This window comes from Amycolatopsis umgeniensis, assembly GCF_014205155.1.
Lineage (GTDB): Bacteria > Actinomycetota > Actinomycetes > Mycobacteriales > Pseudonocardiaceae > Amycolatopsis > Amycolatopsis umgeniensis.
The window spans coordinates 3904715-3930638 of the sequence record NZ_JACHMX010000001.1; the positions used below are offsets into that span (position 1 = coordinate 3904715).

Sequence of the window (25924 nt, forward strand, 5' to 3'; positions counted from 1 at the left end):
GCGCCCGGGATGGGGGCACATGGCACGATGGCCGGTGTGAGCAGCCCCAAGCACGAACGTACCGGCCCCGACGGCGTGGGGGCCGTGCCCTACCTCCCCCTGTCGAGCGATGACGACGTGGTAGCGAGCGAGCAGTCCCTCGGGAAACTCGTCGGCGATGCCACACAGCACGTCTCGACGCTGATCCGCGCCGAGGTCGAGCTGGCCAAATCCGAGGTCGTCGCGGAGGCGAAGAAGGGCCTCAAGGGCGCCATCTTCTTCCTGGTCGCGCTGGTCGTCGGGCTGTACAGCTCGTTCTTCTTCTTTTTCTTCCTCGGCGAGCTGCTTTCGGAGTGGCTGATGCGCTGGGCGGCGTTCGCGATCGTGTTCGGGCTGATGCTCGTCACGACGGCGGTCGCGGGCTTCCTCGGCTACCGCAAGGTGAAGAAGATCAAGGCGCCGGAGCGCACGATCAACAGCTTCAAGGACACCGCCGCCGCGTTCAAGCCGAAGCACGAGGCCGAAGACGTGCCCGCGGATCGCGGCTGAGAAGTCTTCGAGTCGGTGCAGGCGACACCGGACCCGTCGATCGTCCGGATCGACGGTCCGTGGACCCATCGCGACCTCTCGGCGAACGGTATCCGCCTGCACGTCGCCGAACTCGGTGACGGGCCGCTGGTCGTCCTGCTGCACGGGTTCGCCGAGTTCTGGTGGACCTGGCACCATCAGCTGACCGCGCTCGCCGACGCCGGTTTCCGCGCGGTCGCGGTGGATCTGCGCGGCTACGGCGACTCGGACAAACCCCCGCGCGGCTACGACGCCTGGACCCTCGCGGGTGACGTGGGCGGGCTGATCAAGTCACTCGGCGCCCGCAAGGCCCACCTCGTCGGACATGCCTGGGGCGGCATGCTCGCGTGGACGGTCGGCGCGCTGCATCCCCGGCTGGTCTCGTCGGTCAGCGTGCTGGGCGGCGCGCATCCGCTGGCGTTGCGCCGGGCCGTCCGGCGACCGGGACAGCTGCGCGCTTCAGGACATCTGTTCCGCTTCCAGATGCCGATGGCGCCGGAGAAATGGCTGGTCAAGGACGACGCACTCGCCGTCGAAGAGCTCTTCCGCAGCTGGTCTGGTCCACAATGGACGGACAGTGTGGACTTCGCCGAAACCGTGCGCGCGTTCCGGCAGGCGATGCTCGTGCCGGGAGTTCCGCACAGCGCGCTCGAGTACTACCGCTGGGCGTTCCGCGCGCAGTTCCGCGGCGAAGGCCGCCGGTTCAGCGAAGCACTGCGAGGCCGCTACGCCGCCCGAGTGCTGCAGCTGCACGGCGAGGACGACCGGTGCGTCCTGCCCGAGACAGCGGCGGCCTCACGCCGCTGGGCCCCCGACGCCCGTCTCGAGCGCTGGCCCGGCATCGGGCACTTCCCGCATCTGGAGGCCCCGGAGCGCACTTCGGCCGCGCTGGTGGACTTCCTCCGTGCCTCGGGAGCATGACCGAGCGCAAACCGATGGGCGTGACGTCCGGCGGCGGTCCGGTGCTGCGGGCGCGGCCACTGGACGTCGAGGAGACCGCAGGTGTCGCGAAAGCCACTTTCGGGACGCCTGGTGTCCCGAAAGTGGCTTTCGCGACATGCTTGACCTCCGCTGGCCGGTTGGAGTGATCGCGAGTGGTAAGGCGTCGAAGTCGACAAGGAAGGATTTGGGACGTTCAGTGTCCCAAATCCTTCATCGTCGTGGGGCACGCCAGCGCGAGCTCGCCGAGGCGACGTCCGTTTCCAGTGGGTAGGTGAATACCGGTCCGCGACAACCGTCCTCACCACTCACGAGGCTCAGTTCGCGCAGGGGCCGGTCGAAGTGTTCGCGCTCAACGCCGGGGCCGTGTCCACCACCGGTTTGACCTGTTCGGACGTCAGCGTGAAACCGGTCTCCGGATCCTCGACGGCCGCACCGAAGACGACCCCGATGACCTCGCCCTCGGGGTTGATCATCGGCCCGCCCGAGTTACCGCTGCGGACCTGCCCGCGCACGGTGAACACGTCGCGCTGCACGGTGTTGGACTCGTAGATGTCCGGTCCGCGCAGGTTGATCCGGCCGCGCACTCTGGCGGGCGTCGCGGTGTACGGACCGTCGAGCGGGTAGCCGAGCACGATCGCGTTGTCGCCCGCACGCGCGACGCGCGGCGTGAACGGGAGCACCGGCGCCTGCAGCCTCGGCACCGCGAGCACGGCCACGTCGGCTTCGGGATCGAAGTAGACGACCCTCGCCGCGAACTTGCCCGAAGTCGACTCGATGGCGACCTCGTCCGTCCCCGCGACGACGTGCGCGTTCGTCATCACCCGCTGCGGCGCGATGACGAATCCGCTGCCCTCCAGCGCCCGCGAGCACGACGTCGCGTTGCCGCGGATCTTCACGACACTGCCGTGCACCTGTTTGACGATCGCGCTCGCCTGCAGCGCGGTGTCCGGCGGGCTCGTGTCCTGGACGTTCGGCTTCTGGAACGGGTCCACAATGGACGGGAAGCCCGAAGCGTCCAGCAGTTTGCGCAGTTCGCTCGGGAAACCCTGCGCCGCGTCCGGCATGACGTCGTTGACGCCGCCGAGCACCACCGAGCTGTTGATCGACTTCGCCAGCCCGGGCACCCCCGAGACGGCCGTGAGCGGCGTCGCGATCAGCCAAGCGACCACGAACACCACGGCGGCCTGCACCACCGCGCCGAGTGTCTTGTCGACACCGGAAAGCTTGTCCGGATTGATCTTCTGGCGCAGTTTCCGCCCGGTCCAGACGCCGAGGGTCTCGCCGAGCGCGACCAGGAAGACCACTGTCGCCACCGCGAAGGCGACCTTCGCCGCCGGATGTTCGAAGAGTTCGACGACCAGCGGCGCGATCTTGATCCCCGCGAGCGCGCCCAGCACCACCCCGACCAGTGACGGGAGGGCGATGATCACCCCTTGGAACGCGCCGGACACGCCCGCCAGGAGTGCGAGCAGGATCACCAGTACGTCAACCCAGTTCACCGGGGCCTACTCCTTCTCCGGCGCTCGCCGCCCGTCGACCCGCGCCTGATGTTCGGCCAACGCTACGTCAAGGTCCCTGACGTCGCCGTGGTCCCAGTCCCGTTCCCAGCCGCCGAGCGACAACGTCATCGCCAGCAGACCGGCCGTGAAGCCCCAGACGAACAGCCCGCCGACGTCGAACGCGGGCCCCTTCCAGTCGAAACCCTCACGCCTGACCTGGAACCGGTTGGCCGGGTCGGTGAGTTCCGCGACCGGCACCCGCGCCACCGCCGCCGTCTCGCCGGGATCGACGGCGTGCACGGGGGACGGCGTCCGCCAGTAGGCGAGCACCGGCGTCACGGCGAAGGCGGACACGGGTACGAACAGTTCGGGGAAGACCGCGACCGGCAGCACGCCGGAGGGCTCGACGCCGGTCTCTTCCTCCGCCTCGCGCAGCGCGGTGCCGACAGGCCCGTCGTCACCGGACTCGGCGCCGCCGCCGGGGAACGAGACCTGGCCCGCGTGCGAGCCGAGCGTGTCGGCGCGGCGCTGGAGCAGGACGTCCGGTCCCTGTGGGCCCTCACCGAAGAGCATCAGGACGGACGCGGACCGGTAGCTCGCGTCCGGTGGCACGCTGAACCGGCTGAAGGCGGCCGCGTCGACGTCCCCGCTGATCTTGACGAGCGGTTGCAGCCAGGCCGGCACGGCCTCCGGGTCCACGAGAGGGCCGGTCATGGTGTCCCTTCCACTGCGGCGCGCACCTGCTCAGTGTTCAGGAAGACGCGTGGGTTCTCGATGAGCCGGACGTCTCCACCCGCCGTGACCAGGTACGTCGCCGGGAGGGAGGAAGGGACCTTTAGTGCCGTCCGCGCCGGACCTGACTGCCCGTCACCGTCGAACACGGACGGCAGCCGGACACCCAGTTCGGACAGCAGCGCCAGCCCGTCGGCCCCGGAGCTCGCGACCTGGACGAGGAGCACCCGGGCGGCGCCGGGGCTCGCGGCGTACTCCTGGAGCAGCGGCAGCTCGGCACGGCACGGCTGGCACCACGACGCCCACAGGTTGACCAGCACGGGACCACCCGAAAGCGCCCGGGCGAGGTCGACCCGGGAGCCGTCGCCGAGGCATTCGACGTCGACCCCGCGCAGCTTCGCCACCTCGCCGGGCCCGGGCGGCGGGCAAGCGGCGAGCCCGGCCTTCGCGCGGGCGGCGGTCAGATCGCCGGAGGTCTTCACCGGCCCCTGCCCGTCACGGGTCGTGAGCAACGCGACGATCAGGGCCACCACCAGCACGGCGGCACCGAGGGCCAGTTTGGTGACCCTGGTCACCGGCGGGCCGCCAGATCCAGGATGTGCTCGCGTTCCTCGCCCTTGACCAGCTTCGCGGCCTCTTCGAAGCCCGTCGGGCCGGTTCCGTACGAGGGGCACATCTTGGCCAGCGGACAGGCGCCACAGGCGGGTTTGCGGGAGTGGCAGACGCGGCGGCCGTGGAAGATCGTCCGGTGCGAAAGGAGCGTCCACTCCTTGCGCGGGATCAGCTCGCCGACGGCGTGCTCGACCTTGACCGGGTCCTCCTCCTCGGTCCAGCCCCAGCGGCGGACCAGGCGGCCGAAATGGGTGTCGACGGTGATCCCGGGGACCCCGAAGGCGTCGCCGAGCACGACGTTGGCCGTCTTGCGGCCGACACCGGGCAGCGTGACGAGATCCTTCAGCTTGCCGGGCACTTCGCCGTCGTAGCGCTCCACCAGCGCGGCGCCCAGTCCCATCACCGAGTTCGCCTTGGCACGGAAGAAACCCGTCGACCGGAGGTACTCCTCGAGTTCGGCGCGATCGGCGCCGGCGTAATCGGCGGCACTTCGATAGCGCGCGAAGAGCGCGGGGGTGACCTGATTCACGCGGACGTCGGTGGTCTGCGCCGACAGCACGACCGCGACCAGCAGTTCGAGCGGAGTGGTGAAGTCGAGCTCACAGTGGGCGTCGGGGAACTCGTCGTCGAGGCAACGCTTCATCCGCCTGGCGCGTCTCACCAACGCGAGCCGGCTTTCACCCTCACCCCCCGCACGGGGGGCATTGGTGAGGGCAGGGGGCACCCCGATAGCCTACGGGCGCCATCGGACGAGCCAGTGGGAGCACCCGCCGGTCGTCGTCCGACACGCCAGAGCACCACCTCGGCGCTTCGATCGAGGACGCCATGAGCGAGGATCTGGAGTAATGCACAATTTTTCGGAATTCCCAGGGCAGGGCTCATGACAGTCTGGTTCGTCATCCTCGTCCCCTTGGTGATCATGTTCTTCGCGCTGTTCATGGAACGCGTGGAGACCAGGCTCAAGCACGTCGCGGTGCAGGAGAACGAGGTCGAGGAGTTTCTCGAGCAGGCGCAGCCCAACGAGGTCAGGGCCCTTTACGGGCACGGCATCGGGCGCGCGCTCGAGCTGTTCCGGCTGCGCAGGCTGGGCGGGAAGGCGGCCAGGCTTCGCGCGCGACGCGTGCGGAGTTAGGCTCCACGTTCGAGCGAGATCGTTTTCGGCACGGACGCGCCTGCGGCGAGCCGACGGGCGATCTCGCCAGCACGCCCTAGACTGACGCGAAAAGTGATCGGCGACACGATCCTCGGCAACGAGGTTCGGCGTCGTTTCTCGATGAGGAGGCACCCGAGGTGGACGAAACCCTGGCCCGAGCGGGCATTTTCCAGGGTGTTGAGCCGGCAGCCGCCGAGGCGCTGGCCCAGACCTTGGAATCCGTGGAGTTCCCTCGCGGGCATGTCATCTTCAACGAGGGTGAACCCGGCGACAAGCTTTACATCATCCAATCCGGCAAGGTGAAGATCGGCCGCAAGTCACCGGACGGCCGCGAGAACCTGCTCGGCATCTTCGGCCCGTCCGACATGTTCGGCGAGCTGTCCATTTTCGACCCCGGCCCCCGGACGTCCAGCGCGACGACCGTGACCGAGGTCCGCGCGGTGACGATGGACCGCCCGGCGCTGCGGCAGTGGATCTCCACTCGCCCCGAGATCGCCGAGCAGTTACTGCGCGTGGTCGCCCGTAGGCTGCGCCGGACGAACAACATGGTCGCCGAGCTGATCTTCACCGACGTCCCCGGCCGGGTGGCGCGCGCGCTGCTGCAGCTCGCGCAGCGCTTCGGCAGCCAGGAAGCCGGTCTGCTGCGGGTCACGCACGACCTGACGCAGGAAGAGATCGCCCAGTACGTCGGCGCTTCGCGCGAGACCGTCAACAAGGCTCTCGCCGACTTCGCGCACCGCGGCTGGCTGCGGCTCGAAGGCAAGAGCGTCCTGATCCTGGATCCGGAACGCCTGGCCCGCCGCGCCCGCTAGATCTTTCGAAGTACGTGAAGGCCCCCTTCACTGCGCTAGACGCAGTGAAGGGGGCCTTCACGTACTTGCCCAGGTGACCGAACGCTCCCTACGAGGTGACCGGCGGACCGTCTCCCCGGAAGCGCGTCAGCGCGACGGGGAGACTTCACCCCCGCGCGCCCTCTTTCGGGCCGAAGGCCCACGGAAACATTTTGCAGGGCGCCCTGTGCACCCGCGGAAGTCGGCTTCGGTCCAGCGCCCTGCGAAATGTTTCCGTCAGCGCGCGGCAAACACAACGAAGAGCCGGGCGCCACCCCCGACGTGGCGCACCGGCTCTTCGCTGTGCGCGGACCATCCCCCGACGATCCGCGCTCCCCGCCCTCCGGATTCAGGCCCCGACCCGTACGCCGGAGGGAGTTGGAGACTGTGTTCGTCCTACAACCATCCACGGCCGTCGGCCGTGGATTCAAGCTCTTTCACTCTCAAGGACGCCATCTGCGTCGATTTGTTGCCCCGAATGACCCAGATTTGACCGACTGTTACCCGATCGTGACGAACTGGAGGGCTCCAAGCCGCGTAGTACCCGAAACCCGGGGGTGACAAACCTTACCGCCGCAGATCTGGTACTCGCGTACCAAAGTAGGTCATACTGGTACGCGTGTCCCAGTCTGTGTCCGCTTCCGCCGAGAGCCACCGCACCTCCCTCGCCGACTACCGAGCCGCGCTGACGGCGCCCGGATCCCGCGGGGCGGTCGTCGCGTCCCTGCTCGCCCGCCTGCCGATCGCCATGATCGGCATCTCCGCGCTGCTCTACGTCCAGCGCGAGACGGGCTCGTTCGCCTCGGCCGGGCTGGTGTCGGCCGGTTCGCTGATCGGTGTCTCGGTCGGCGCGGTCGTACAGGGACGGCTCATCGACCGCTTCGGGCCGACTCGGCCGCTGCTGACCACGACGGTGCTCTTCGCGCTGGCGATGACCGGGCTGGTGTTCGCGATCGAGGCCCACGCGCCGACGCTCATGCTGGTCCCGCTCGCCTTCGGCACCGGGATCACCGAGCCGATGGTCGGTTCGGCCTCACGGGCGCTGTGGACACGGCTGCTGCCCGCCGGGCCGACGCGGAACGCCGCGTTCTCCTACGAGGCGATCAGCATGGAGGTCTTCTTCATCCTCGGCCCCGGGTTCGCCGGGCTGCTGATCGCCGCGCCGTGGGCGGGTACCGGCATCGTCGTGGGCTCGCTGACGATGATCGCGGGCGCGGTGCTGTTCGCGCTGAGCCCGATAGTGCGGGCTTGGGGACCGGCGCCGTCGTCGGGCGGCAAACTGCTCGGCGCGCTGGCCAGCCCCGGGATGCGCACGCTCGCGCTCGCCGCGCTGGGCTTCGGCGCCGTGATCGGCTTCGTCGAGGTCGCCGTCCCGGCGGCCGCCACCGAGGCGGGGAACACCTCCATCGGCGGGCTGCTGCTTTCGGCCTGGTCGGTCAGCTCGGTCGCGTTCGGCGTCGCGTACAGCCTGCGCCCGTGGCCGCGCCAGATGGGCCTGCGGCTGCCGGTGCTGCTGGCCGGATTCGGCGCGCTGGTGGCGTTGCTGGCACTGCCGGGATCGCTGTGGGGCCTCGCGCTCGCCATGCTCGCCGCGGGCGCGCTCATCACGCCGCAGTCGACGACGCACTCGGCGGCCATCGAGATCGCCGCGCCGAAGGGCACGGCGGCCGAGGCGTTCGGCTGGGTGCTCACCGCAGTGACCCTCGGCCTCGCGTTCGGGCAGTCGATCAGCGGTTACCTCGTGGAGCACGCGGGATACGAAGCGGCGTTCCTCGCTGCCGGCGGTGTCGGCTTCGCGCTCGCCGCGGTGGTGTGGCTGCTGCGCGGCACCTTCCGCCCCCAGTCGTCCGGAGCCGTCGCCGAAGCCCCCGAACTTGTCGGTGCCGCCCGCTAACTTGCGGGCATGGACCTGACTGCCGCCACCCGCTCCCTCTCGTCCGCCGTTTCCGCCGCCGCCCGACTGCTTTCCGCCCGCTCCGGTCTTCTCCTGCGCGCGGGGCGGGAAGGCCTGACCGTCGGCGGCAACGACAGCGAACGAGCGGTCCGCTTGACCTGTGACGCCGTCGCCCACACCGACGGCGAGGTCGTCGTCCCCGCCGGGCCGCTCGCGGAAACCCTGCGCATGCTCGACGACGATCTGGTGCGCCTGGTCGTCGAGGGTTCGCGGCTGGCCATCCGGGTCGAAGGCGGCCGGTTCGCGCTGCCGTTGCTGAGCCGTGAACTCCGGCTCCCGGACATGCCGCCCAAGGTGTCCGAAGTGGACGGTTCCGCGCTGGTGACGGCGTTGCGCACGGTCGCGGGCACGGCGGCCAAGGACGACGCGCTGCCGATGTTCACCGGAGTCCGCGTGCAGAGCTTCAGCCGCGAACTGCGGCTGACCGCGTCGGACCGGTACCGGATGGCCGTCGCCACCCTGCCGCTGCGCGCCGAGGGCGAACCTGTCGACGCGCTCGTCCCGGCAGGCCTGCTCGCCGAGACGGCGAAGCAGGCAAGTGGTCCTGTCGGCCTGCACGGCGACGGGACCCGGTTCGGGCTGAGCTGGGCGGGCGTCGCCGTCACCACCGCCGTACTCGACGCGGGATTCCTGTCGGAAAAGCTGATCGAGTCGTCCACCGTGGACACGACGGTCGAGGTCGCCGCCGACGCGCTGGCCGCCGCCGTGCGCCGGGTGGGCGTCTACGCCGACGAGCGCCGGGTGCTCACGCTCGAGGTCGGCGATTCGCACCTGCGGCTGGCCAGTTCCAAACAGGACACCGGCGAGGCCGAGCAGACCTTGAAGGCCGAGGTCTCCGGAGGCCGGACGTCACCCTCGTTCCAGGCGCGCTACCTGCTGGACGCGCTGCAGGGTTTCGCCGGGGAACGGGTGCGGCTCGACATCCAGCCCGGCATGCGCGCGTGTGTCATCCGCGCGGTGGAACCACGGGAGGTGGACCTGACGTACTACGTGATGCCGATGCTTCCGCGCTGACTCGGGTCTAGTCGCGAGGCGCGTCACGATGAGGGCCCCGACGGTGTTGCGAAAGCCTCGTTCGCAACGTTGAAGGTTGCGAACGAGGCTTTCGCAACGGCTTTTCGCGCGATCGCCTGCCCTGGCGACGATTGCGCGGGTGTCGGGGTCGCAGGGCAGTCCAGTCTCAGACCTTGATCAACGGAGGATCGGGGACACTCAACGTCCCCAATCTTCCCCACTCACCGCAGCCGGCGTCCAGTGATACCGGTCAGACGGAAGCGGCCTTCACGGCGGCCTCGATCTCGGCGAACGAAGGGTTCACCATCGCCGTCGAGCCCACGAACACCGTCGGCACGACTTCGTTCCCGTCCGCCACCGAGCGCACGCGCGCGGCCGCGTCCGGGTCCTCCCAGATGTTGACGCGTTTCACAGTGAAGCCGCTCTTCGAAAGCGGCCGCTCCAGCGCGGCGCAGAACCCGCATCCGGGGCGCCAGTAGAACTCGACCTCGACGTCACTCATTCGCCGTCCTCCGACCTCAGGTAGTCCAACTGCGCCCGCACACTCCACTCGGCGGGCGCCCACAAAGCCTTGTCGACGTCGGCGTAGACGACCTCGACCACCTGGCGCGGAGTGGCTTCCGCACCGAGGATCTCCAGTGCCGAACGCACCTGGTCCAGCCGTTCTTCCCGGTGCGCCAGGTATTCGCGCGCCGTCGCGGCCAGGTCGGGCAGTTCGGGGCCGTGTCCCGGCAGGCCGGTGGTGCCGCCGGGCAGCTCGACGAGTTTCCGCAGCGAGCGCAGGTAGTCGCCGAGATCGTGCAGCACGGTGGTGCCGCGGCCGAGGATGGTGTCACCGGTCAGGATCTGCCCGTCGGACACCAGGCAGATCGAGTCGCCGGTGTGCCCGGGCGTGTGCAGCACCGAGAGCTCCAGCCCGGCGGCCTCGACCACTTCACCGTCCACAAGGGACTTTCCGCCGATGCAGAGCGACTCGTCGAACGCCCGCACCGGGGCACCGGCGCGCTCGGCGAACCAGGGTGCGCCCTCGGCGTGGTCGGGATGATGGTGGGTCAGGATGATCAGCTCGACAGCGCCGGTTTCCGCCAGCAGCGTCAAGTGTTCGATGTCCTCGTGACCGGGGTCGACGACCACGGAACCCGTCGCGCCCGGACCGCGGAGCACCCAGGAATTGGTGCCTTCCAACGTCATCGAAGACGGATTGTGCTCCAGCAGCACGGAAGCCGTCGGCGTGACCTGGCGCAGCACGCCGTACGCGGGGGCGCTCACGCCGGATCCAGTACGACGCGGACCTTGTCGCCGTCGCGCACCAGTGTCGGCATGATCTTCTTGATCTCGCGTTCGACCGCCCGCGCGGTGGCCGCCGAGTCGAATTCGCCCAGTTCCGCGAGCGTGATCCAGGTCGGGGGCATGAGCATGCGGCGCCCTTCCTTGGCGTCGGCGATGGCCTCCTCCGGCCGCTGCCAGCCGGAGCTGACGGCCTCGGAGGTGGCGCTGTCCGCCTCCTGCCCCTCGGGCAGCACGGCGACGAAGAAACAGGTGTCGTAGCGGCGCGGTTCCTGGGGCGGGGTGACCCAGTTCGCCCACGGGCGCAGGAGATCCGCGCGCAGCGTCAGGCCGTTCGCCTCGAGGAACGCGGCGAGCGAGAGTTCGCGGGAGACCAGTTTCGCGCGGGCGTCGTGGTACGGCGTCGTGTCGGTGACGATGTCGTCCCCGAGGCTCGCGAGCAGCACTCCCGACTCCTCGAACGTCTCCCGCACGGCGGCGCACACCAGGGCGCGGGCAAGCGATTCCTCGCAGCCGAAGCGCTCCGCCCACCAAGCCGGCTCCGGGCCCGCCCAGCTCACCGAGGTGTCGACATCGCGGGAATCCACGCCACCGCCGGGGAAGACGGTCATCCCGCCCGCGAACGGCATGCCCTTCACCCGGTGCTGCAGGAAGACCTCGACGCCTTGCGCGCCGTCGCGGAGGAGGATCACGGTCGCCGCGTCCTTGGGCGTCACCGGCTCGCCGCCGGCGTTGGCGCGGGTGCCCACCCCGGCCCCCACCGGGATGTCGAATGTCAGTTCTTCAGCCACACCCGCAACCTAACATCGCGTTTCGTCCTCTGGTTGCGATAGTTGCGCGTGCAACCACCGCATCCAGAGGACGAAACGCGTAGGGCCTGCTTAAGACCAGCTAGAGCCGCTGCTGCGCGAAGCCCCGTTCAGCCGGATCTTCGCCGCTTCGGCGCGCTCCCGTTCGGCGAGCTCGGCGTGCAGCTCGCGCAGGAGAGCGCGATCGCGCTCGCTCAGGCTGGGGTCGTCGAGGTCGAGAGCGGGCAGCTCGACGACCTCGTGCATGCTCGGCTTGCCCGAGGCGATCTCACGGCCCTTTTCGGGGTCCTCTTTGAGCGCCTGCCGCAGCTGTGCCACTTCGGCCGGGGTCAGGTCGGCCGTGCGCTCGGCACGGGTCTCCGCCCTCGACTTGCGCGGCAGCGGCTCCGGGGACGACGACGGTGTCGGTGCGGCGGGCGCGGGCGCCTGCTGCACGATCGGCACCACCGGCGCGATCGGCTCGCTCGGTTCGTGGCCGCCACTGCCCACCGGGCGCAGCCCGTGCCTGCTCGGCTGCTCCTTGGCCGGCTCGGGAGCCGGAGCGGGAGCGGACGGCGGGGTCACCGGCTCGGACCGAAAGTCACTGGAATGGGTACTCCCGGTGACCCAGACAGGACTCGCGGCCGACGAAGCGGCCTGGTGATAGGCGGACCGTGCCACACCGGGTCCCGCGACCTCCACGACCGAGCGGATGCCCGCGCGGCGAAGCGCGGTGTCCACGCGGAACGCGACCGCGGGCGGGTTGCCCTCCGGGCCGATCTCGACCAGCACCACCCGTTGCGGCAGCGCGCCGGGCACGCTGCCGGCGGGCGTGTTCCGCCACACCGCGTGCACCGACCGGACGTCCGGCAGCACCTGCAGGGTGCGGTCGAGCGCCTCGGCGAGGCCGAATTCGGGCGTGTTCTCACCGGTGAACCGGTGGGTGAGCACCGACTCGTCCTCCTCGACGAGCAGGTCGTTCGCCAGGGTGGCGTCGGACCGGCTCATCTCGAGGACGAGCGCGAGTTCACGCTGTTCGGACGAGCTCACCGGGATCTTCCCCGCGATCAGGGTGCCGGTGGTGAGCTCGACCGCTTCGTCGATGTGCGCACGCGCGATCAGCTCACGCGCTTCGGTCAAAGCACTGTCGTCGATACGACCCGCCAGGGCCAGTAACAGGTTGTGCAGGCGCAGGGGCACCGAGAACCCGTCCATGGGCGGGCCGTCGTGGACCTCCACCATTGCTCTGCTCCCTCCCGGCTCGCCTGGTGGTGCGAGCGTTAAGCGGCGACCAGCCGACTTCCGGTGTCCACCGCGCCCACACAGACCAGTTCGGAGCTGGCGAGCGCGGTGCGGTGATAGCCGGTGAGGTCGATGCTCGGCGGGAGAACCTCGACGCCGGGCTCCTCGTCACCCAGTACGCGCAAGACGCGCTGCAACTCGCCCGTCAGCCTCGGCAACCCGTTGAGCGCCGTGACCAGGAGGACTCGTTTCGCCCCACCCTCGCCGACCACACCGAGGTGTCGCCAGCTTTGCCGCACTTCACCCACATCCGGCCGTCCCCGCAACGTTGCGTGGATCAATACGGACACAGAGTCGACGGAGTTCACCCATTCGGGCGCACTCTGCGTGAATGTGTACCTGGTCTCGGTGACGTCGTCTACCCCCAGGGTGGAACTCACCTGATGCCAGTCGGCCCCGTGAGGAATGAGCCCGGCGACTAGCAGGCGATACTCGGTTTGATCCAGGTCGATCCTGTGCTTAAGCAAAGACCTGGGGAGGGTCCGCGCGAGTGTGCCCATCGCGCCCTCGCCCAGCCAGTCGCGGAATCGCCACAGGAGCTGATCCGGCAGCCGTCCCGCCAGCCGGAGCAGGAGCTCGTGCGAGGACTTCTCGATGTCCGGGTCCATCACTTCACCTCCACGATCAGTTCGATCTCGACCGGCGCCCCGATCGGCAGCTCGGCGACCCCGACGGCCGAGCGGGCGTGGATACCCGACTCGCCGAAGATCTCGCCGAGCAGCTCGGACGCCCCGTTGATCACCGCGGGCTGACCGGTGAAGCCCTCCGCGGACGCGACGAACCCGACGACCTTGACCACACGCACGACGTTGTCGATGCCGGCGATCGAATCGACCGCGGCGAGCGCGTTGAGGATCGAAGTCCGCGCGTACTGCTTCGCCTCTTCGGGGCTGACCTCGGCACCGACCTTGCCGGTCGCTTCGAGCTCACCCTTGACGAAGGGCAGCTGCCCCGACGTGTAGACGTACGAACCGGTGCGGACGGCGGGCACGTAGGCCGCCAGCGGGGCGGCGACGCCGGGAAGTTCGATACCGAGCTCGGCGAGTCGATCGCTCCAGGTCATGGCTTCAATCCCTCAGTTCTTGGCTCGTTTGAGGTAGGCGACGTGCTGCTCGCCGGTCGGGTTCGGGAGCACGGTGACGAGCTCCCAGCCGTCCTCGCCCCACTGGTCGAGGATCTGCTTGGTGGCGTGGATCAACAGGGGGACGGTCGCGTACTCCCACTTGGTGGCGCTCATGTCGGGGAGCGTAGCCAAACCGGCAAGGGCGCCCGACACACATGCGGAAAACCCTCTCGCGACCGGTTCGCCGATTTCCCGCCGATGTGGTTCACTTCACACCTACTCGGGAGTAGATAGGACGTTGACATGCGGACGACGAAGTCCCTTGCCGCCGCCTTCCTGGCCGCGGCCCTTGCCCTGATCTGCGCTTCACCGGCGAACGCCGACGAGAAACTCCCCGTTCCGTGGACACTCGCCGCGGCCCTGCCCGCGCAGGCGGCGAATCCCGGCGGCCCGCCACCCGGCGCGAACGACTTCGGCTGCCGTCCGGGCGCGGCCCATCCGAATCCGGTCGTGCTCGCCCACGGCCTCGGCGCCAACCAGACAGTGAACTGGCAGACGTTCGGCCCCTTGCTCAAGAACAACGGGTACTGCGTCTTCTCACTGACCTACGGAGTCCCCGGGAAGCCGCTGCCGATTTACCAGCCCGGCGGGCTCCTGCCGATGGAACAGAGCGCGAAGGAACTGTCGGCGTTCGTCGACAAGGTCCTCGGGGCGACCGGAGCGTCCAAGGTGGACATCCTCGGGCACTCCGAGGGCACGCTGATGCCTTCCTATTACGTGAAGTTCCTCGGCGGCGCGTCCAAAGTGGACAAGTACGTCAGCCTGACCCCGCTTTGGGACGGCACGACCCTGTTCGGCGCCTCGCATCTCTACGCGCTCGCGGGCGCGCTGGGGCTCGCACCCGGGATCAACGGCATCCTCGACCCGGTCTGCGGCTCGTGCCGTCAGTTCCTGCGCGGTTCGGAGTTCCTCACGAACCTGCGCTCCGGCAACGGCGTCTTCCAGCCGGGCGTGACGTACACGAACATCCTGACCCGCTACGACGAAGCCGTCGTCCCGTACACGAGCGGGCTCGGGAAGGGACCGAACGTGAAGAACATCGTCCTGCAGGACCGCTGCCTGCTGGACCTGGCCGAGCACGCCGGGGTCGCCGCCGACCGCAACGCGGCCGGGCACGTCCTCAACGCGCTCGACCCGGCGCACGCGAAGCCCGTCCCGTGCGTGCCCGCGACCCCGATCGGGAGCTGACCCCGCTCCAAGTACATGAAGGCCCCCTTCCTTGCGCCTAGGTACAGGAAGGGGGCCTTCATGTACTCCGGTCACCGCTACGGTGGGTTCCGTGGAGACCTGGCGCGTGGTCGCGACCGTCCTGCTGGCCGTGACCGGGCTGCCGCTGGTGCTCGTCCTGATGGCGAAGCTACGGGACCGCACGGACAGCTCGGGGACGGTCGCGATCACCGGCGCGGTGGCCTTCGTGGCCCTCCTCCTGCTCGGTGTGGTGATGCTCACGGTCCTGCCCGGGGCTGTGACCTGGAGTCTTCTGGGACTGGTCGCGGCCGCGCTCGGCGTCATGATGCTGGCGAGCTGAACCCTCAATTAGGGTGGGACCGGTGAGCACATCCCTTGCCGGCTGGACCGACGAACTCGCGAGAGCCAGGCTGCATTTCGTCACCGGCAAGGGTGGGACGGGCAAGACCACGCTCGCCGCCTCGCTGGGCCTCGCGCTCGCCAAGGGCGGGCGCCGCGTGCTGCTGATCGAGGTCGAGGGCCGCCAGGGCATCGCCCAGCTCTTCGACACCGAGCCGCTGCCGTACGCCGAGCAGCGCATCGCGGCCGTCCCCGGCGGCGGTGAGCTGCGCGCGCTGCACATCGACGTCGAGGCCGCGCTCCTCGAGTACTTCGAAATGTTCTACAACCTCGGCTTCGCGGGGCGGACGCTGCGGCGGATGGGCGCGATCGAGTTCGCCACGACGCTCGCGCCGGGGCTTCGCGACGTCCTGCTGACCGGGAAGATCAAGGAATGCGTCGGCCGGACCGAATCGGACGGCCGCCACACCTATGACGCCGTCGTCGTCGACTCGCCGCCCACCGGCCGGGTCGTGAAGTTCCTCGACGTCACCAAGGCGCTGACCGACCTCGCCAAAACCGGCCCGATCCGCGGCCAGGCCGACGGCGTCGTCCGGCTGCTGCACTCCGGTGAGACCGCCGTCCACCTGGTGACGCTGCTGGAAGAGATGCCGGTGCGGGAGACCGTCGAAGCGGTCGCCGAACTCGACGGCGCGGATCTGCGCCCCGGCGCGGTGCTGGTCAACCGGGTCCGCCCGCCGCGGCTGCCCGCTCGCTCGGTGACGGCCGCCGCGGACGGCCGTGTCGACGCCTCGCGCGTCCGCGCCGGGCTCGCGTCGGCCGGGCTGAACCTGCCCGAAAGCACCCTCGACGCGCTGGTCGAAGAGACCGTCGAGCACGCCGTCCGGGTCGCGGCCGAGCAACGTGCCCGCGAGCAGCTGTCCGAAGCGGACCTCCCGGGCCTCGAACTGCCGGATCTGACCGACGGGGTCGACGTCGCGGCGCTCTACGACCTCGCCGAAGCGCTGACCGAGCAGGGAGTGCGCTGATGTCGGACATCCTGGAGATCGACAAGCTGATCGACGATCCGGAGAGCCGGGTCATCGTCTGCTGCGGGTCCGGCGGGGTCGGCAAGACGACCACCGCGGCGGCGCTGGCGTTGCGCGCGGCCGAACGCGGACGGCAGACCGTGGTGCTCACCATCGACCCGGCGCGGCGGCTGGCGCAGGCGCTCGGGCTGCGCGAGCTGGGCAACCACCCGAAACAGGTGCAGGTCGACGGCTTCGAACCCAAGGGCGAGCTCTGGGCGATGATGCTCGACATGCGCCGCACCTTCGACGACATGGTGCGTGTGCACGCCGGCCCAGAACGCGCCGAGCAGCTGCTGCAGAACCCCTTCTACCAGACCATTTCCACGTCGTTCTCCGGTACGCAGGAGTACATGGCGATGGAGAAGCTCGGGCAGCTCGCGGCCACCGACGAGTGGGATCTGATCATCGTCGACACGCCGCCGAGCCGGTCCGCGCTCGACTTCCTCGACGCGCCGACGCGGCTTTCCAGCGCGCTCGACGGCCGGATGATCCGGCTGCTCACCGGTCCGGCCAAGGCGGGCGGCTGGGGACTGCGCAAGGTCGTCAACGCTGGGTTCTCGATGTTCGCGAAGGCCGTCTCGACGATCATCGGCGGCCAGCTGCTGACCGACGCTTCGGCGTTCATGCAGGCCTTCGACAGCATGTTCGGCGGCTTCCGCGAACGCGCACGCAAGACCTCCGAGCTGCTGCGATCCGGCGGGACTTCGTTCCTGGTGGTGGCCGCGCCGGAGCCGGACGCGCTGCGCGAGGCGTCCTACTTCGTGGAGCGGCTTTCGGAGGAGAGCATGCCGCTGGCCGGGCTGGTCGCGAACCGGACGCATCCGGTGCTCGCCCCGCTGTCCGGCGCGGAGGCCGTCGCGGCCGCCGAACAGCTGGCGAAGGGCGAGACCAGCGCACCGCTGGCCGAAGCCGTCCTCCGCCTGCACGCGGACAGGGTCGCGCTGGCCGAACGAGAGACGCGGCTGCTCGCCAGGTTCACGCGGGCTCATCCCGAGGTCCCGCTGGTGCGGGTGCCCGCGCTCCCCAGTGACGTGCACGATCTCGAAGGCCTGCGCGACATCGGGACCAGGCTCTCCACCCAGTCCTGAACTCCCGTGAAGGTCCCCTTCCCTACCTTGGACTCAGGGAAGGGGACTTCCACGGAATCATGATCACGAGACTCGGACGCGTACGTCTTCCTCTTCGTCTATCCCGGTGAAACTGCGCTTCGCCGCTTCAAGCAGGTCCGCCCAGCTGGTCACGTCCGGCCGCCGCCTCAGCAGCGCCCGCCGTTCCCGTTCGGTCATACCTCCCCAGATACCGAAGTTGATCCGGCCATCGAGCGCTTCCGCGAGGCATTCCGTCCTGACCGGGCAACCGAGGCAGACCGCCTTGGCCCGGTTCTGTTCCGCTCCCCGGACGAACAGGCCGTCCGGATCGGTGTCGCGGCACGACGCATTTACTCGCCAGCTCGACTGGTTGGTTTCCATACCCCCAGCTCCCTACCCTGGTGTTCGACACACCACGGGGGGACGAAAAGCCTGCGCTCCTGCCCCCATGAGCGTGTCTCCCTTGTGCTCACGTCGGTTGAGCCGGCACCTCCCCGGTGCCGGGTGCCTCCGTTCGGTCGAATGCGACTGCCGCTCGCACTCACCCGTCTGTCGGCTTTTTCATACGTGAGACGTTGACGGACTGTAGGGGCCCTCGGTTCCCCCCGCCAAGTCCTAGAATGCCTCCCATTACCAGCCGTCACCACATGGGGTCGATTTCGTGACCGAATCCGCACCCACAGCGAGGTGACGTCACGGTGGGCTAACGGCATCCGCGTACCCTGGTCCGCGTGCGCAAAACGGACGGTCTGCTGAAGCTCATTGGCCTTTGTGTGCTCGCGGGGGTGCTGGTCGCGGGGATGTTGTTCCCGGTGGCGGGCGCCGCGGGCGTGCTCTCCAACCAGGCGAGCGAGACCGTCGACAAGACATCTTCGGACCTTGCGGACATTCCGCCGCCGCTGGTGACGACGATCACGGACAACACCGGCAAGCAGATCGCGACGCTGTACAAGCAGTTCCGCATCCCCACCAACGAGACGCAGATCAACGACGCCATGAAGTGGGCGCTGATCTCGGTCGAGGACAAGCGCTTCTACGAGCACAACGGGGTGGACTGGAAGGGCACGCTGCGCGCGGCCGTCAGCAACAGCACCGGCGGGGACACACAGGGCGCCTCGACGCTGACGCAGCAGTACGTCAAGAACTACCTGATCAACGTCGTCTACCGGGACGACAAACCGGGCCAGAAGCGCGCACAGGAACAGTCGGTCGCCCGGAAGCTGAAAGAAGCCCGGATCGCGATCCAGCTCGAAACCAAGCTGAACAAGATGCAGATCCTGACCGGCTATCTGAACGTCGTCGAATTCTCACGCGAGATCTTCGGCGTCGGCGCCGCCGCGCAGGCGTACTTCAACACGCCCGTCGAAAAGCTCACGGTGCCGCAGGCCGCGCTGCTGGCCGGTCTGGTGAACAACCCGATCGTCAATGACCCGTGGAAGTACCCGGCGAAGGCGACCGAGCGCCGCAACCTGGTGCTGGACCGCATGGTCGACAACCAGAAACTCGCGAAGGCGGACGCGGAACGCTTCAAGCGCGAACCGCTCGGAGTCGTCGAAGGCGGTCCGCAGAAACCCGCTTCGAACTGCACCGGTGCCGGCACGGAAAACGGTTTCTTCTGCCAGTACGTCGAGGACTATCTCCTCAAGAACGGCATGACGAAGGACGATCTCTACACCGGCGGCTACCAGATCAAGACCACTTTGGACGAACGGGCGAACCACGAAGCCAAGATGTCGGCCGAGGCACAGGTCAAGAAGACGCAGGAAAACGTCGCGAACACGCTTTCGCTGGTGAAGCCGGGCAAGGACCGGCACGAAGTGGTGGCGCTGGCGGCGAACCGTGACTACGGGCTTCACGAAGAGCAGGGCCAGACGACCTTCGCGTTGCCTTCCGGCGTCTACAACACCGCGGGCGCGGGCTCGGCCTACAAGGTCTTCACCGCCGCCGCCGCGATGGAGGCGGGCGTGGCCGGGATCAACAGTTCTCTCCCGGTGCCCGACCTCTACGTCTCCAACGTGTACGCCGGTGGCCCGAAGAAATGCCCCGTGGCTCCCCGTCCCCCGGCCGGGCCGGGTGGCAACTGGTACTGCGTCGGCAACGCGGGCGACTACAACCCCGCCGGTGGGGCCATGTCGATGCAGCAGGCCTTGGCGACCTCGCCGAACACCGCGTTCGTGGCCCTGGAGGACCGGATCGGGAACACCGGGCCGGTCGTGGAGATGGCGCGCAAGCTCGGCATGCGCGACACCATGGCCAGCAACCGCGGCGGTGGCGCAGTCGACCCGAACTCCAAGGACGACGGCGTCAACGTCAACCAGCTCCAGGCGTACGGCCCGAAGCCGGGCTGGAACGGATCCGGTGCGTTCACCCTCGGCGTGAGCCCGCTGTCCGGACTGGAACTGGCGAACGTCGGCGCCACGATCATGAGCGGCGGCGTCTGGTGCCCGCCGACCCCGCTGGCCGGTGTCACCGACCGGGACGGCAAGCCGGTTCCCGTCAAGGAAGCCGCCTGTGAGCAGGTGGTTCCCGAAGGCCTCGCCAACACCCTCGCGGTCGGTATGAGCAGGGACAGTCAGCCGGGCGGAACGTCGTTCGGCGCCGCGAACGGCGCCAGGTGGAACCGGCCGGTGATCGGCAAGACCGGGACCACGCAGAGCAACGGTGCGGGCTCCTACCTTGGCGCGACTCCGCAGCTCGCAGGCGCGGCGATGGTGTTCCGCCCGAAGGGTGGAAGCGGTGGTCTCTGCTACTCCGGCCCGGGTAACGTGTCCGCTCGCGGCTGCGAAAACATGTGGGGTGGCAAGACGCCCGCGCAGACCTGGTTCGGGGCGATGTCGAAGATCCTCGAGGGCCAGGAAGCGCTGCCGTTGCCGCAGCCGGACCCGAAGTACATGGGCGGCGGACGCTGATCCTCAAGGGCCGCGTTCACCAGCGCAAATCACGATGAGTCACATGAATTTAACTTTGAGTGAGCAGCTGGCGGCCTAACGGGGAACAGGGGTCGACGGGATCGTGCCGACCGATCAAGACACCCCGCGCCGACCACGGAAAGTGAAGAAAAGAGGCCATTCCAGCGATTCTTCGGCGTCGCCGGAATGGGGGCGGACGATCACCACCGATGAGCACGTAAACTGGACATCGTGAGCACGCTCAGTAACAGCAAGGCCCCGGGGAAGACGGCACGGCGTTTGGCCGTGGGAACCGTCGCCCTGGGAGCCGCGACCCTCGGTTACGCGGTCGGTATCGAAAGGCGCCGGTGGACGCTTCGCACCGCGGAGCTCCCGGTCCTCGCGGCAGGGGCGAAACCCTTCACGATCCTCCACATCTCGGACCTGCACATGCTGCCCGGTCACGTGAGCAAGCAACGCTGGGTAGCCGCGCTCGACGAACTCGAACCGGATCTCGTCGTCAACACCGGTGACAACCTGTCACATCAGCAGGCCGTCCCGTCCGTGCTGCGCGCACTCGGCCCTCTGCTCGACAGGCCCGGCGTGTTCATTTTCGGCAGCAACGACTACTACGCTCCGAAACCGAAGAACCCCGCGCGCTACCTCATGCCGAAGGGCAAGAAGAAGCGGATCCACGGCGAGCACCTGCCCTGGCGCGACCTGCGCGCCGCCTTCGTCGAACACGGCTGGGACGACCTCACGCACGTCCGGCGCACCATCGAGGTCGCCGACCAGTACGTGTTCACCGCCGGCGTCGACGACGCTCACCTCCGCCGAGACCGCTACGCCGACATCGCGGGCCCGGCCGACCGGGGCGCCGCCGTCCGCATCGGGGTCACGCACTCCCCGGAACCCCGCGTCCTCGACGAGTTCGCCGGCGACGGCTACGACCTCGTCCTCGCGGGCCACACGCACGGCGGGCAACTCCGCGTGCCCGGCTACGGCGCGCTCGTCACCAACTGCGAACTCGACCGCACCCGCGCCCGCGGCGCGTCCCGCTGGGGCGCCCAGATGTGGCTCCACGTCTCCGCCGGACTGGGCACCTCGCCATACGCCCCCGCGCGCTTCGCGTGCCCTCCCGAGGCCAGCCTGCTGACCCTCGTCCCACGGGGTACGACCAGCGGCGATCACCGGAAAGCAGCCCCCCGCAAAGCGCGAAACACCGTCCGCTAAACTTCTCCACGACCCACTAAGAAGTATCCGGGGTGTGGCGCAGCTTGGTAGCGTGCCTCGTTCGGGTCGAGGAGGTCGTGGGTTCGAATCCCGCCACCCCGACGCTAGATCAAGAAGGCCCCGCTCGCAGAACATGCGAGCGGGGCCTTCTTGCTTTGCACTCTGCGGCCGCGCTTACGGGCTTCGCCCCCTTCGCCCCTTCGCTCGCTTCGCCCTTCGCGTGCGGTGAAGGGCGCTTTCCCCACGTGACATGCGACGAAAGTCCCCTTCGCCTCCCCCGCCCGTGCCCCCAATGTGGCGTTGGGGACGCTCAACGTCTCCAACGCCACATTGGGGGCACCAGCCTCGAACGCAACCAGAGGACTAAATGCGGCAGCCCCACACCTACGTGTCTTGAAGGCCTCCTTTGAGACGTTGAGCGTCTCAAAGGGGGCCTTCAAGACATGCACCCCGCCTCACCGAAAGCGCCCGGGCAGCCCCCGCCACTCCCAGGGGGGCGACCCCGGACCCAGCGTATCGGCGAGGGGCGTCGGGACTGGGCGAAAGTGGGGGTGACGGGGTCGGTTGTCCACAACGGTGGATGGGTGTGGACAACTGGCCGCGGGGTTCCCAATGTCGCATTCGAGACGCTGAGGGTCTCGAATGCGACATTGGGAACCCTGAGCGCCGGGCGGAGCGTCAGCGAACGAGAGCGTCAGCGACAGGAGGAGCGTCAGCGACAGGAAAAGCGTCAGCGAGCGGGGCGCGTCAGCGGCGAGAGCGTTAGCGGACGGGGCGCATCAGCGATCGGGCGAGCGGGCGAGCGGGCGGAGCCCGAGCGAGCGCAGAGCCCCGAGCGGCGGGCGGAGCCCGGGCGAGAGATCAGCGGGTGGCCAGGAGTTCGGTCCAGCATTGGGCGAAGTCGCCGTCCCCCGAGCGCGCCCACGACCAAGCCGAGCGCGCGGCTGAGGCGAGTTGGTCCCGGTCCGGGGTCGTCGCGGTTTCGAGCGCCGTCACCAGACGCGCCTCCACGTAGGTCGCCAAAGCCCGGTACGTCGCGTCCGTGCGGTAGCGGGTTTTCGTTCGCACGTCGGTGAAACCGGCGGCCGTGACGGCGGCGGAGATCGAGCGTCCGGCGAACGGGTCGCCACCCGCGCGACGGCACAAGAGGTAGTGCCCGCGAAGGGCGGCGTCGACGTTCGCCGTCTTCGGCCGGAGCCGCGCCCGGCTCCAGTCCGATGTGGACAGTGCGAAGGCGCCGCCGGGTTTGAGCACCCGCCGGATCTCCGCCAAGGCGGTGGCCGGTTCCTTCAAATGCTCGAAGACGGCGTGCGCGAAGACCACGTCGACCGAGGCCTCGGCGAACGGCAACGCGCACGGGTCCGCGGTCAGAAAGTCCACTGTGGACGTTCTGTGTCCGGCACCGATACCGAGGGTGATCGAACCCGGGCCGCAGCCGACGTCGACGACCCCCGTCCCCGGCCCGAACAGCGGTTGCGCGAACACGGCCCGTTCGACCGCTTGGCGCGCGGACCGCGCGGACACCGCGGCGCGCGGCGGGTTTCCCTCCAGCACCCCGCACACAGTACGGCTCCGGGGTGGCAGGATCGAGGGGTGAGCACGCAGCCAGGCAACAAATATCCGTCCGCGGCGGTCCCGGACCGCCTGTTCGACGACGCCGAAGCCGAGGCCAGGTGGCGGGCCCGCTTCCACGCACCGCGCATCTCGGTCCCCGAGTGGGCCATCGACGCCCCGGACGCGAACATCTACGTTTCCAACGCCAGCGGTGTCTGGGAGGTCTACTCGTGGGACCGGTCGACCGGCGAGCACCGCCGCGTCACCGACCGCCCCGCCGGCACCATGCACGCGACCCCGTCCCCCGACGGCCGCTGGATCTGGTGGTTCAACGACACCGACGGCGACGAGTTCGGTTCGTGGGTCCGCGAACCGTTCGCGCCGGGAGCCGCCGCCGAGCGCGCGGTGCCCGACGTCCATGACGGCTATCCCGCCGGGCTCGAGATCGGCACCCGCGTGATCGCCGTCGGCGTCTCGACCGACGACGGCAGCGAACTGTTCGCCCACATCGACGGCAAGACCACCAGCTTCTACCGCCATGACGACGACGCCGGGATCGCCTCGCTTTCCCGCGACGAGTCCCGCCTCGTGATCTCCCATTCCGAGCACGGTGATTCACGACACCCCGCGCTGCGCGTCCTGTCGACCGACGGCTTCGCCACGGTTGCCGATAAATGGGACGGCGAAGGCAAGGGCCTCGGCGCGCTGGAATTCTCGCCGGTCGCGGGTGATCAGCGGTTGCTGGTGCTGCACGAGCGGCGCGGCCGCGAAGAACTGCTGATCTGGGACACCGCCGCCGACACCGAACTGGAGATCGAGCTCGACCTGCCGGGCGAAGTGGTCGCGGGCTGGTACCCGGACGCGCGGGCGCTGCTCGTCGTCCACTTCCACCAGGGCCGCAGTTCCCTGCACCGCTACGACCTCGCGAGCGGCGAATTGTCCTCTTTGGACACGCCGCCGGGCCGGATCGGCGGCGCCGGGGTGCGGCCGGACGGCACCGTCGAGTACTCGTGGTCCAGTGCCGCGCGGCCGACGGCGGTCCGCGCGCGGACATCGGACGGCGCGGACTCGGTCCTCCTCGAACCGCCGGGTGAGCGGGCGCCGGAGTCCGCACCGGTCACCGACGCGTTCGTCGAAGGCATCGGCGGGCAGATCCACGCGCTGGTCTCCCGTCCGGCCGACGCGCCGGAAGGGCCGCTTCCGACGGTCTTCTCCTTGCACGGCGGGCCGCATTCGGCCGACGAGGACCGGTTCTCCGCGTATCGCGCCGTCTGGCTCGACGCCGGATTCGCCGTCGTCGAGGTCAACTACCGCGGCTCCACCGGCTACGGCTCGGCCTGGCGCGATGCCATCGAAGGACGTCCCGGCCTGACCGAACTCGAAGACGTCGCCGCCGTGCACGACTGGGCCGTCCAAAGTGGACTCGCGGACCCGGGAAAGTGCGTGGTGAACGGCGCTTCGTGGGGCGGCTATCTGTCGCTGCTCGCGCTGGGCACCCAGCCCGCGCGCTGGGCGGCGGGAGTCGCCGGGGTGCCCGTCGCGGACTACGTCGCCGCGTACGAGGACGAGATGGAGCAGCTTCGCTCGTTCGACAGGGCGCTGTTCGGCGGTTCGCCGGAGACGGTGCCCGCGGTCTACCGGGAATGTTCGCCGATCACCTACGTCGAGGCCGTGACGGCACCGGTGCTGGTACTCGCCGGGGACAACGATCCGCGCTGCCCGATCAGGCAGGTCGAGAACTACCTCGACAGGCTCGCGAAGCGGGAGATCCCGTTCGAGTTCTACCGTTTCGACGCGGGCCACGGGTCGCTGGTGATCGCCGAGACGATCAAGCAGACGGCGATCGAGGTGTTCTTCGCGCTGCGGGCCGTCGGGCTTCGCTGACCCCGGCGAGCGGGGTCAGCGCTCGGAGAAGAGAGTCCCGCCGGACGCCCAGTGTTCGGCGGGAATCTCGTTGATGGTCACCCAGACACCTTCGGGATTGCCGCCGCAGGTGCGGACGAAGGCGTCGGTCACCTCGCGGACGAGGGCCTGCTTCTGCTCGGCCGTGCGGCCGGGGAACATCGAAACACTGATCATCGGCATGGACGGACTCTAAAGGCCGCGGTCGTGCTTCCGGAGCCTGTCCACCGCGTAGGCGTCACCCTCGAAGGTGATCCGGGCCGCGTCGCGGCCGAAGACGAACAGCAGCAGCTCGATCGGCGCGCCGACCACGGTCACCGTGTCGGGGCCTTCCTTCACCCGCGCTTCGCGGCCTTCGGGAGTCTTCAGGACCACGCCGACCGGCGATTTCCGCAGGTTCAGCTTCGACGCCTGCTTCGCCGACTTCCACGCCGCCGCGTCCCGCGCCGGGTCCGCCGGACGCGGCTCCCAGCCGGACTGCCCGCGCCGGACGTCCTCGTGGTGGATCAGGAACTCGGCGCTGTTCGTCAGCTCGTCGACCGCGCCGATCGACGTCGGCCAGAACCAGGCGGGGCCGGACCGGACCTTCCCCACGACCTCGGACCACGGCCGCGCGGCATAGGAGTCCTGCACCCGCTGCGTGTACGACGCGAGGGCGGGCACCAAGATCCCGGGCATCGCGTCCGGCCGCCGCTCGCGGACCAGCAGATGCGCCGCGAGATCCCGCGTCTTCCAGCCCGTGCACAGGGTCGGCGCGTCCGGGCCGACCTCTTCGAAAAGCTCGCTCAACGCTTGACGTTCGTCTCCGGCGACTCCCATAACCCCCGACGTTACGCGCCGGTAGGGCCCGGGGAAATCCGGCGTGACGCAGGGCACCCGG

General features: G+C 69.2%; 29 protein-coding genes and 1 tRNA gene. 15 read left to right on the forward strand and 15 right to left on the reverse strand.

Annotated elements, in window-relative coordinates:
- The first annotated feature begins 27 nt into the window (after positions 1–27).
- From HDA45_RS18045 to HDA45_RS18055, 3 genes are read left to right on the forward strand one after another with little or no spacing between them, the layout of a single operon-like run.
- Complete coding sequence (locus tag HDA45_RS18045; protein ID WP_184896840.1) at positions 28–528, forward strand: phage holin family protein; 501 nt, start codon at positions 28–30, stop codon at positions 526–528.
- Positions 529–543: 15 nt separating this feature from the next.
- Complete coding sequence (locus HDA45_RS18050; protein WP_184896842.1) at positions 544–1467, forward strand: alpha/beta fold hydrolase; 924 nt, start codon at positions 544–546, stop codon at positions 1465–1467.
- Positions 1464–1634, forward strand: a complete 171-nt coding sequence (locus tag HDA45_RS18055) for a hypothetical protein (RefSeq protein ID WP_184896844.1) — start codon at positions 1464–1466, stop codon at positions 1632–1634. Before HDA45_RS18050 ends, HDA45_RS18055 begins: the two co-directional genes overlap by 4 nt.
- 168 nt (positions 1635–1802) lie before the next feature.
- Here HDA45_RS18055 and HDA45_RS18060 read toward each other — a convergent pair whose 3' ends face one another.
- From HDA45_RS18060 to nth, 4 genes are read right to left on the reverse strand one after another with little or no spacing between them, the layout of a single operon-like run.
- The gene (locus HDA45_RS18060) at positions 1803–2987 is read right to left on the reverse strand and encodes a MarP family serine protease (RefSeq protein ID WP_184896852.1); all 1185 of its coding nucleotides are present in this window, start codon (positions 2985–2987) and stop codon (positions 1803–1805) included.
- 6 nt (positions 2988–2993) lie between these two features.
- Positions 2994–3701 (reverse strand): NUDIX hydrolase, encoded by a 708-nt coding sequence (locus tag HDA45_RS18065; RefSeq protein ID WP_184896854.1) that lies wholly within the window; start codon positions 3699–3701, stop codon positions 2994–2996.
- Positions 3698–4294: a redoxin domain-containing protein gene (locus HDA45_RS18070; RefSeq protein WP_184896856.1), complete on the reverse strand. Its 597-nt coding sequence runs from the start codon at positions 4292–4294 to the stop codon at positions 3698–3700. Before HDA45_RS18070 ends, HDA45_RS18065 begins: the two co-directional genes overlap by 4 nt.
- Positions 4291–4974 carry an endonuclease III gene (gene nth, locus HDA45_RS18075; protein WP_184896858.1) on the reverse strand — a complete coding sequence of 228 codons (684 nt, stop codon included), beginning with the start codon at positions 4972–4974 and terminating at the stop codon, positions 4291–4293. The genes HDA45_RS18070 and nth overlap by 4 nt, the downstream gene beginning before the upstream one ends.
- Before the next feature lie 237 nt (positions 4975–5211).
- Between nth and HDA45_RS18080 the strand changes: the two genes are divergently transcribed.
- The 4 genes from HDA45_RS18080 to dnaN all read left to right on the forward strand — a co-directional run bounded on the left by HDA45_RS18080 (position 5212) and on the right by dnaN (position 9282).
- A complete protein-coding gene (locus HDA45_RS18080) occupies positions 5212–5463 on the forward strand; it encodes a hypothetical protein (protein ID WP_005166943.1) in 252 nt (83 codons plus the stop codon).
- 158 nt (positions 5464–5621) lie between these two features.
- Positions 5622–6296 carry a Crp/Fnr family transcriptional regulator gene (locus tag HDA45_RS18085; RefSeq protein ID WP_003081747.1) on the forward strand — a complete coding sequence of 225 codons (675 nt, stop codon included), beginning with the start codon at positions 5622–5624 and terminating at the stop codon, positions 6294–6296.
- Positions 6297–6945: 649 nt separating this feature from the next.
- On the forward strand, positions 6946–8208 hold the full coding sequence (locus HDA45_RS18090) for an MFS transporter (RefSeq protein ID WP_184905753.1): 1263 nt from the start codon (positions 6946–6948) through the stop codon (positions 8206–8208).
- A 9-nt stretch (positions 8209–8217) separates the two neighbouring features.
- Positions 8218–9282 (forward strand): DNA polymerase III subunit beta, encoded by a 1065-nt coding sequence (gene dnaN / locus HDA45_RS18095; protein ID WP_184896860.1) that lies wholly within the window; start codon positions 8218–8220, stop codon positions 9280–9282.
- A gap of 250 nt (positions 9283–9532) precedes the next feature.
- Here dnaN and HDA45_RS18100 read toward each other — a convergent pair whose 3' ends face one another.
- The 7 genes from HDA45_RS18100 to sp36 all read right to left on the reverse strand — a co-directional run bounded on the left by HDA45_RS18100 (position 9533) and on the right by sp36 (position 13896).
- Positions 9533–9784 (reverse strand): glutaredoxin domain-containing protein, encoded by a 252-nt coding sequence (locus HDA45_RS18100; protein WP_184896862.1) that lies wholly within the window; start codon positions 9782–9784, stop codon positions 9533–9535.
- The gene (locus tag HDA45_RS18105; protein WP_184896864.1) at positions 9781–10551 is read right to left on the reverse strand and encodes an MBL fold metallo-hydrolase; all 771 of its coding nucleotides are present in this window, start codon (positions 10549–10551) and stop codon (positions 9781–9783) included. The genes HDA45_RS18100 and HDA45_RS18105 overlap by 4 nt, the downstream gene beginning before the upstream one ends.
- A complete protein-coding gene (locus HDA45_RS18110) occupies positions 10548–11360 on the reverse strand; it encodes an NUDIX hydrolase (protein ID WP_184896867.1) in 813 nt (270 codons plus the stop codon). The genes HDA45_RS18105 and HDA45_RS18110 overlap by 4 nt, the downstream gene beginning before the upstream one ends.
- 90 nt (positions 11361–11450) lie before the next feature.
- Positions 11451–12599 (reverse strand): hypothetical protein, encoded by a 1149-nt coding sequence (locus tag HDA45_RS18115; protein ID WP_184896869.1) that lies wholly within the window; start codon positions 12597–12599, stop codon positions 11451–11453.
- A 38-nt stretch (positions 12600–12637) separates the two neighbouring features.
- On the reverse strand, positions 12638–13267 hold the full coding sequence (locus tag HDA45_RS18120) for a hypothetical protein (RefSeq protein ID WP_101613579.1): 630 nt from the start codon (positions 13265–13267) through the stop codon (positions 12638–12640).
- Positions 13267–13722 carry a RidA family protein gene (locus HDA45_RS18125; RefSeq protein ID WP_184896871.1) on the reverse strand — a complete coding sequence of 152 codons (456 nt, stop codon included), beginning with the start codon at positions 13720–13722 and terminating at the stop codon, positions 13267–13269. Before HDA45_RS18125 ends, HDA45_RS18120 begins: the two co-directional genes overlap by 1 nt.
- Before the next feature lie 12 nt (positions 13723–13734).
- Positions 13735–13896, reverse strand: coding sequence for a Sp36 family protein (gene sp36, locus HDA45_RS18130; RefSeq protein ID WP_005166970.1), 162 nt, complete (start codon positions 13894–13896; stop codon positions 13735–13737).
- A 129-nt stretch (positions 13897–14025) separates the two neighbouring features.
- Between sp36 and HDA45_RS18135 the strand changes: the two genes are divergently transcribed.
- From HDA45_RS18135 to bagB, 4 genes are all read left to right on the forward strand, one after another.
- A complete protein-coding gene (locus HDA45_RS18135) occupies positions 14026–14970 on the forward strand; it encodes an esterase/lipase family protein (RefSeq protein WP_184896873.1) in 945 nt (314 codons plus the stop codon).
- Positions 14971–15061: 91 nt separating this feature from the next.
- The gene (locus HDA45_RS42400) at positions 15062–15310 is read left to right on the forward strand and encodes a hypothetical protein (RefSeq protein ID WP_184896875.1); all 249 of its coding nucleotides are present in this window, start codon (positions 15062–15064) and stop codon (positions 15308–15310) included.
- Positions 15311–15332: 22 nt separating this feature from the next.
- Complete coding sequence (gene bagA / locus HDA45_RS18145; RefSeq protein WP_184896877.1) at positions 15333–16337, forward strand: ATPase BagA; 1005 nt, start codon at positions 15333–15335, stop codon at positions 16335–16337.
- Positions 16337–17467, forward strand: coding sequence for an ATPase BagB (bagB, locus tag HDA45_RS18150; protein WP_184896879.1), 1131 nt, complete (start codon positions 16337–16339; stop codon positions 17465–17467). The genes bagA and bagB overlap by 1 nt, the downstream gene beginning before the upstream one ends.
- Before the next feature lie 63 nt (positions 17468–17530).
- Here the strand turns inward: bagB and HDA45_RS18155 are convergent, their stop codons facing one another.
- Positions 17531–17848 (reverse strand): WhiB family transcriptional regulator, encoded by a 318-nt coding sequence (locus HDA45_RS18155; RefSeq protein WP_020632155.1) that lies wholly within the window; start codon positions 17846–17848, stop codon positions 17531–17533.
- 350 nt (positions 17849–18198) lie between these two features.
- Between HDA45_RS18155 and HDA45_RS18160 the strand changes: the two genes are divergently transcribed.
- The 3 genes from HDA45_RS18160 to HDA45_RS18170 all read left to right on the forward strand — a co-directional run bounded on the left by HDA45_RS18160 (position 18199) and on the right by HDA45_RS18170 (position 21690).
- The gene (locus HDA45_RS18160) at positions 18199–20376 is read left to right on the forward strand and encodes a transglycosylase domain-containing protein (protein WP_184896881.1); all 2178 of its coding nucleotides are present in this window, start codon (positions 18199–18201) and stop codon (positions 20374–20376) included.
- 285 nt (positions 20377–20661) lie between these two features.
- Complete coding sequence (locus tag HDA45_RS18165; protein ID WP_184905755.1) at positions 20662–21588, forward strand: metallophosphoesterase; 927 nt, start codon at positions 20662–20664, stop codon at positions 21586–21588.
- Between the two features lie 28 nt (positions 21589–21616).
- Positions 21617–21690: transfer RNA gene (locus HDA45_RS18170), tRNA-Pro, on the forward strand.
- A gap of 759 nt (positions 21691–22449) precedes the next feature.
- Here HDA45_RS18170 and HDA45_RS18175 read toward each other — a convergent pair.
- Positions 22450–23142 (reverse strand): methyltransferase domain-containing protein, encoded by a 693-nt coding sequence (locus tag HDA45_RS18175; RefSeq protein ID WP_184896883.1) that lies wholly within the window; start codon positions 23140–23142, stop codon positions 22450–22452.
- Between the two features lie 39 nt (positions 23143–23181).
- On the opposite strand from HDA45_RS18175, the gene HDA45_RS18180 reads away from it, so the two are divergent.
- Positions 23182–25026, forward strand: a complete 1845-nt coding sequence (locus HDA45_RS18180) for a prolyl oligopeptidase family serine peptidase (RefSeq protein ID WP_184896885.1) — start codon at positions 23182–23184, stop codon at positions 25024–25026.
- Between the two features lie 15 nt (positions 25027–25041).
- Here HDA45_RS18180 and HDA45_RS18185 read toward each other — a convergent pair whose 3' ends face one another.
- On the reverse strand, positions 25042–25227 hold the full coding sequence (locus tag HDA45_RS18185) for a 2-hydroxymuconate tautomerase (protein ID WP_016337898.1): 186 nt from the start codon (positions 25225–25227) through the stop codon (positions 25042–25044).
- A gap of 9 nt (positions 25228–25236) precedes the next feature.
- On the reverse strand, positions 25237–25863 hold the full coding sequence (locus tag HDA45_RS18190) for a TIGR03085 family metal-binding protein (protein WP_184896887.1): 627 nt from the start codon (positions 25861–25863) through the stop codon (positions 25237–25239).
- Positions 25864–25924 lie beyond the last annotated feature (61 nt).

What these genes read in the sequence shown, in the direction of transcription:
- HDA45_RS18190 (WP_184896887.1), bottom strand. Translation starts at nt 25,863, where the DNA reads ATGGGAGTCGCCGGAGACGAACGTCAAGCGTTGAGCGAGCTTTTCGAA.
- HDA45_RS18065 (WP_184896854.1), bottom strand. Translation starts at nt 3,701, where the DNA reads ATGACCGGCCCTCTCGTGGACCCGGAGGCCGTGCCGGCCTGGCTGCAA.
- HDA45_RS18055 (WP_184896844.1), top strand. Translation starts at nt 1,464, where the DNA reads ATGACCGAGCGCAAACCGATGGGCGTGACGTCCGGCGGCGGTCCGGTG.
- HDA45_RS18045 (WP_184896840.1), top strand. Translation starts at nt 28, where the DNA reads ATGGCCGGTGTGAGCAGCCCCAAGCACGAACGTACCGGCCCCGACGGC.
- HDA45_RS18125 (WP_184896871.1), bottom strand. Translation starts at nt 13,722, where the DNA reads ATGACCTGGAGCGATCGACTCGCCGAGCTCGGTATCGAACTTCCCGGC.
- bagB (WP_184896879.1), top strand. Translation starts at nt 16,337, where the DNA reads ATGTCGGACATCCTGGAGATCGACAAGCTGATCGACGATCCGGAGAGC.
- HDA45_RS18120 (WP_101613579.1), bottom strand. Translation starts at nt 13,267, where the DNA reads ATGGACCCGGACATCGAGAAGTCCTCGCACGAGCTCCTGCTCCGGCTG.
- nth (WP_184896858.1), bottom strand. Translation starts at nt 4,974, where the DNA reads ATGAAGCGTTGCCTCGACGACGAGTTCCCCGACGCCCACTGTGAGCTC.
- HDA45_RS18100 (WP_184896862.1), bottom strand. Translation starts at nt 9,784, where the DNA reads ATGAGTGACGTCGAGGTCGAGTTCTACTGGCGCCCCGGATGCGGGTTC.
- sp36 (WP_005166970.1), bottom strand. Translation starts at nt 13,896, where the DNA reads ATGAGCGCCACCAAGTGGGAGTACGCGACCGTCCCCCTGTTGATCCAC.
- dnaN (WP_184896860.1), top strand. Translation starts at nt 8,218, where the DNA reads ATGGACCTGACTGCCGCCACCCGCTCCCTCTCGTCCGCCGTTTCCGCC.
- HDA45_RS18185 (WP_016337898.1), bottom strand. Translation starts at nt 25,227, where the DNA reads ATGCCGATGATCAGTGTTTCGATGTTCCCCGGCCGCACGGCCGAGCAG.
- HDA45_RS18080 (WP_005166943.1), top strand. Translation starts at nt 5,212, where the DNA reads ATGACAGTCTGGTTCGTCATCCTCGTCCCCTTGGTGATCATGTTCTTC.
- HDA45_RS18135 (WP_184896873.1), top strand. Translation starts at nt 14,026, where the DNA reads ATGCGGACGACGAAGTCCCTTGCCGCCGCCTTCCTGGCCGCGGCCCTT.
- HDA45_RS18115 (WP_184896869.1), bottom strand. Translation starts at nt 12,599, where the DNA reads ATGGTGGAGGTCCACGACGGCCCGCCCATGGACGGGTTCTCGGTGCCC.
- HDA45_RS18155 (WP_020632155.1), bottom strand. Translation starts at nt 17,848, where the DNA reads ATGGAAACCAACCAGTCGAGCTGGCGAGTAAATGCGTCGTGCCGCGAC.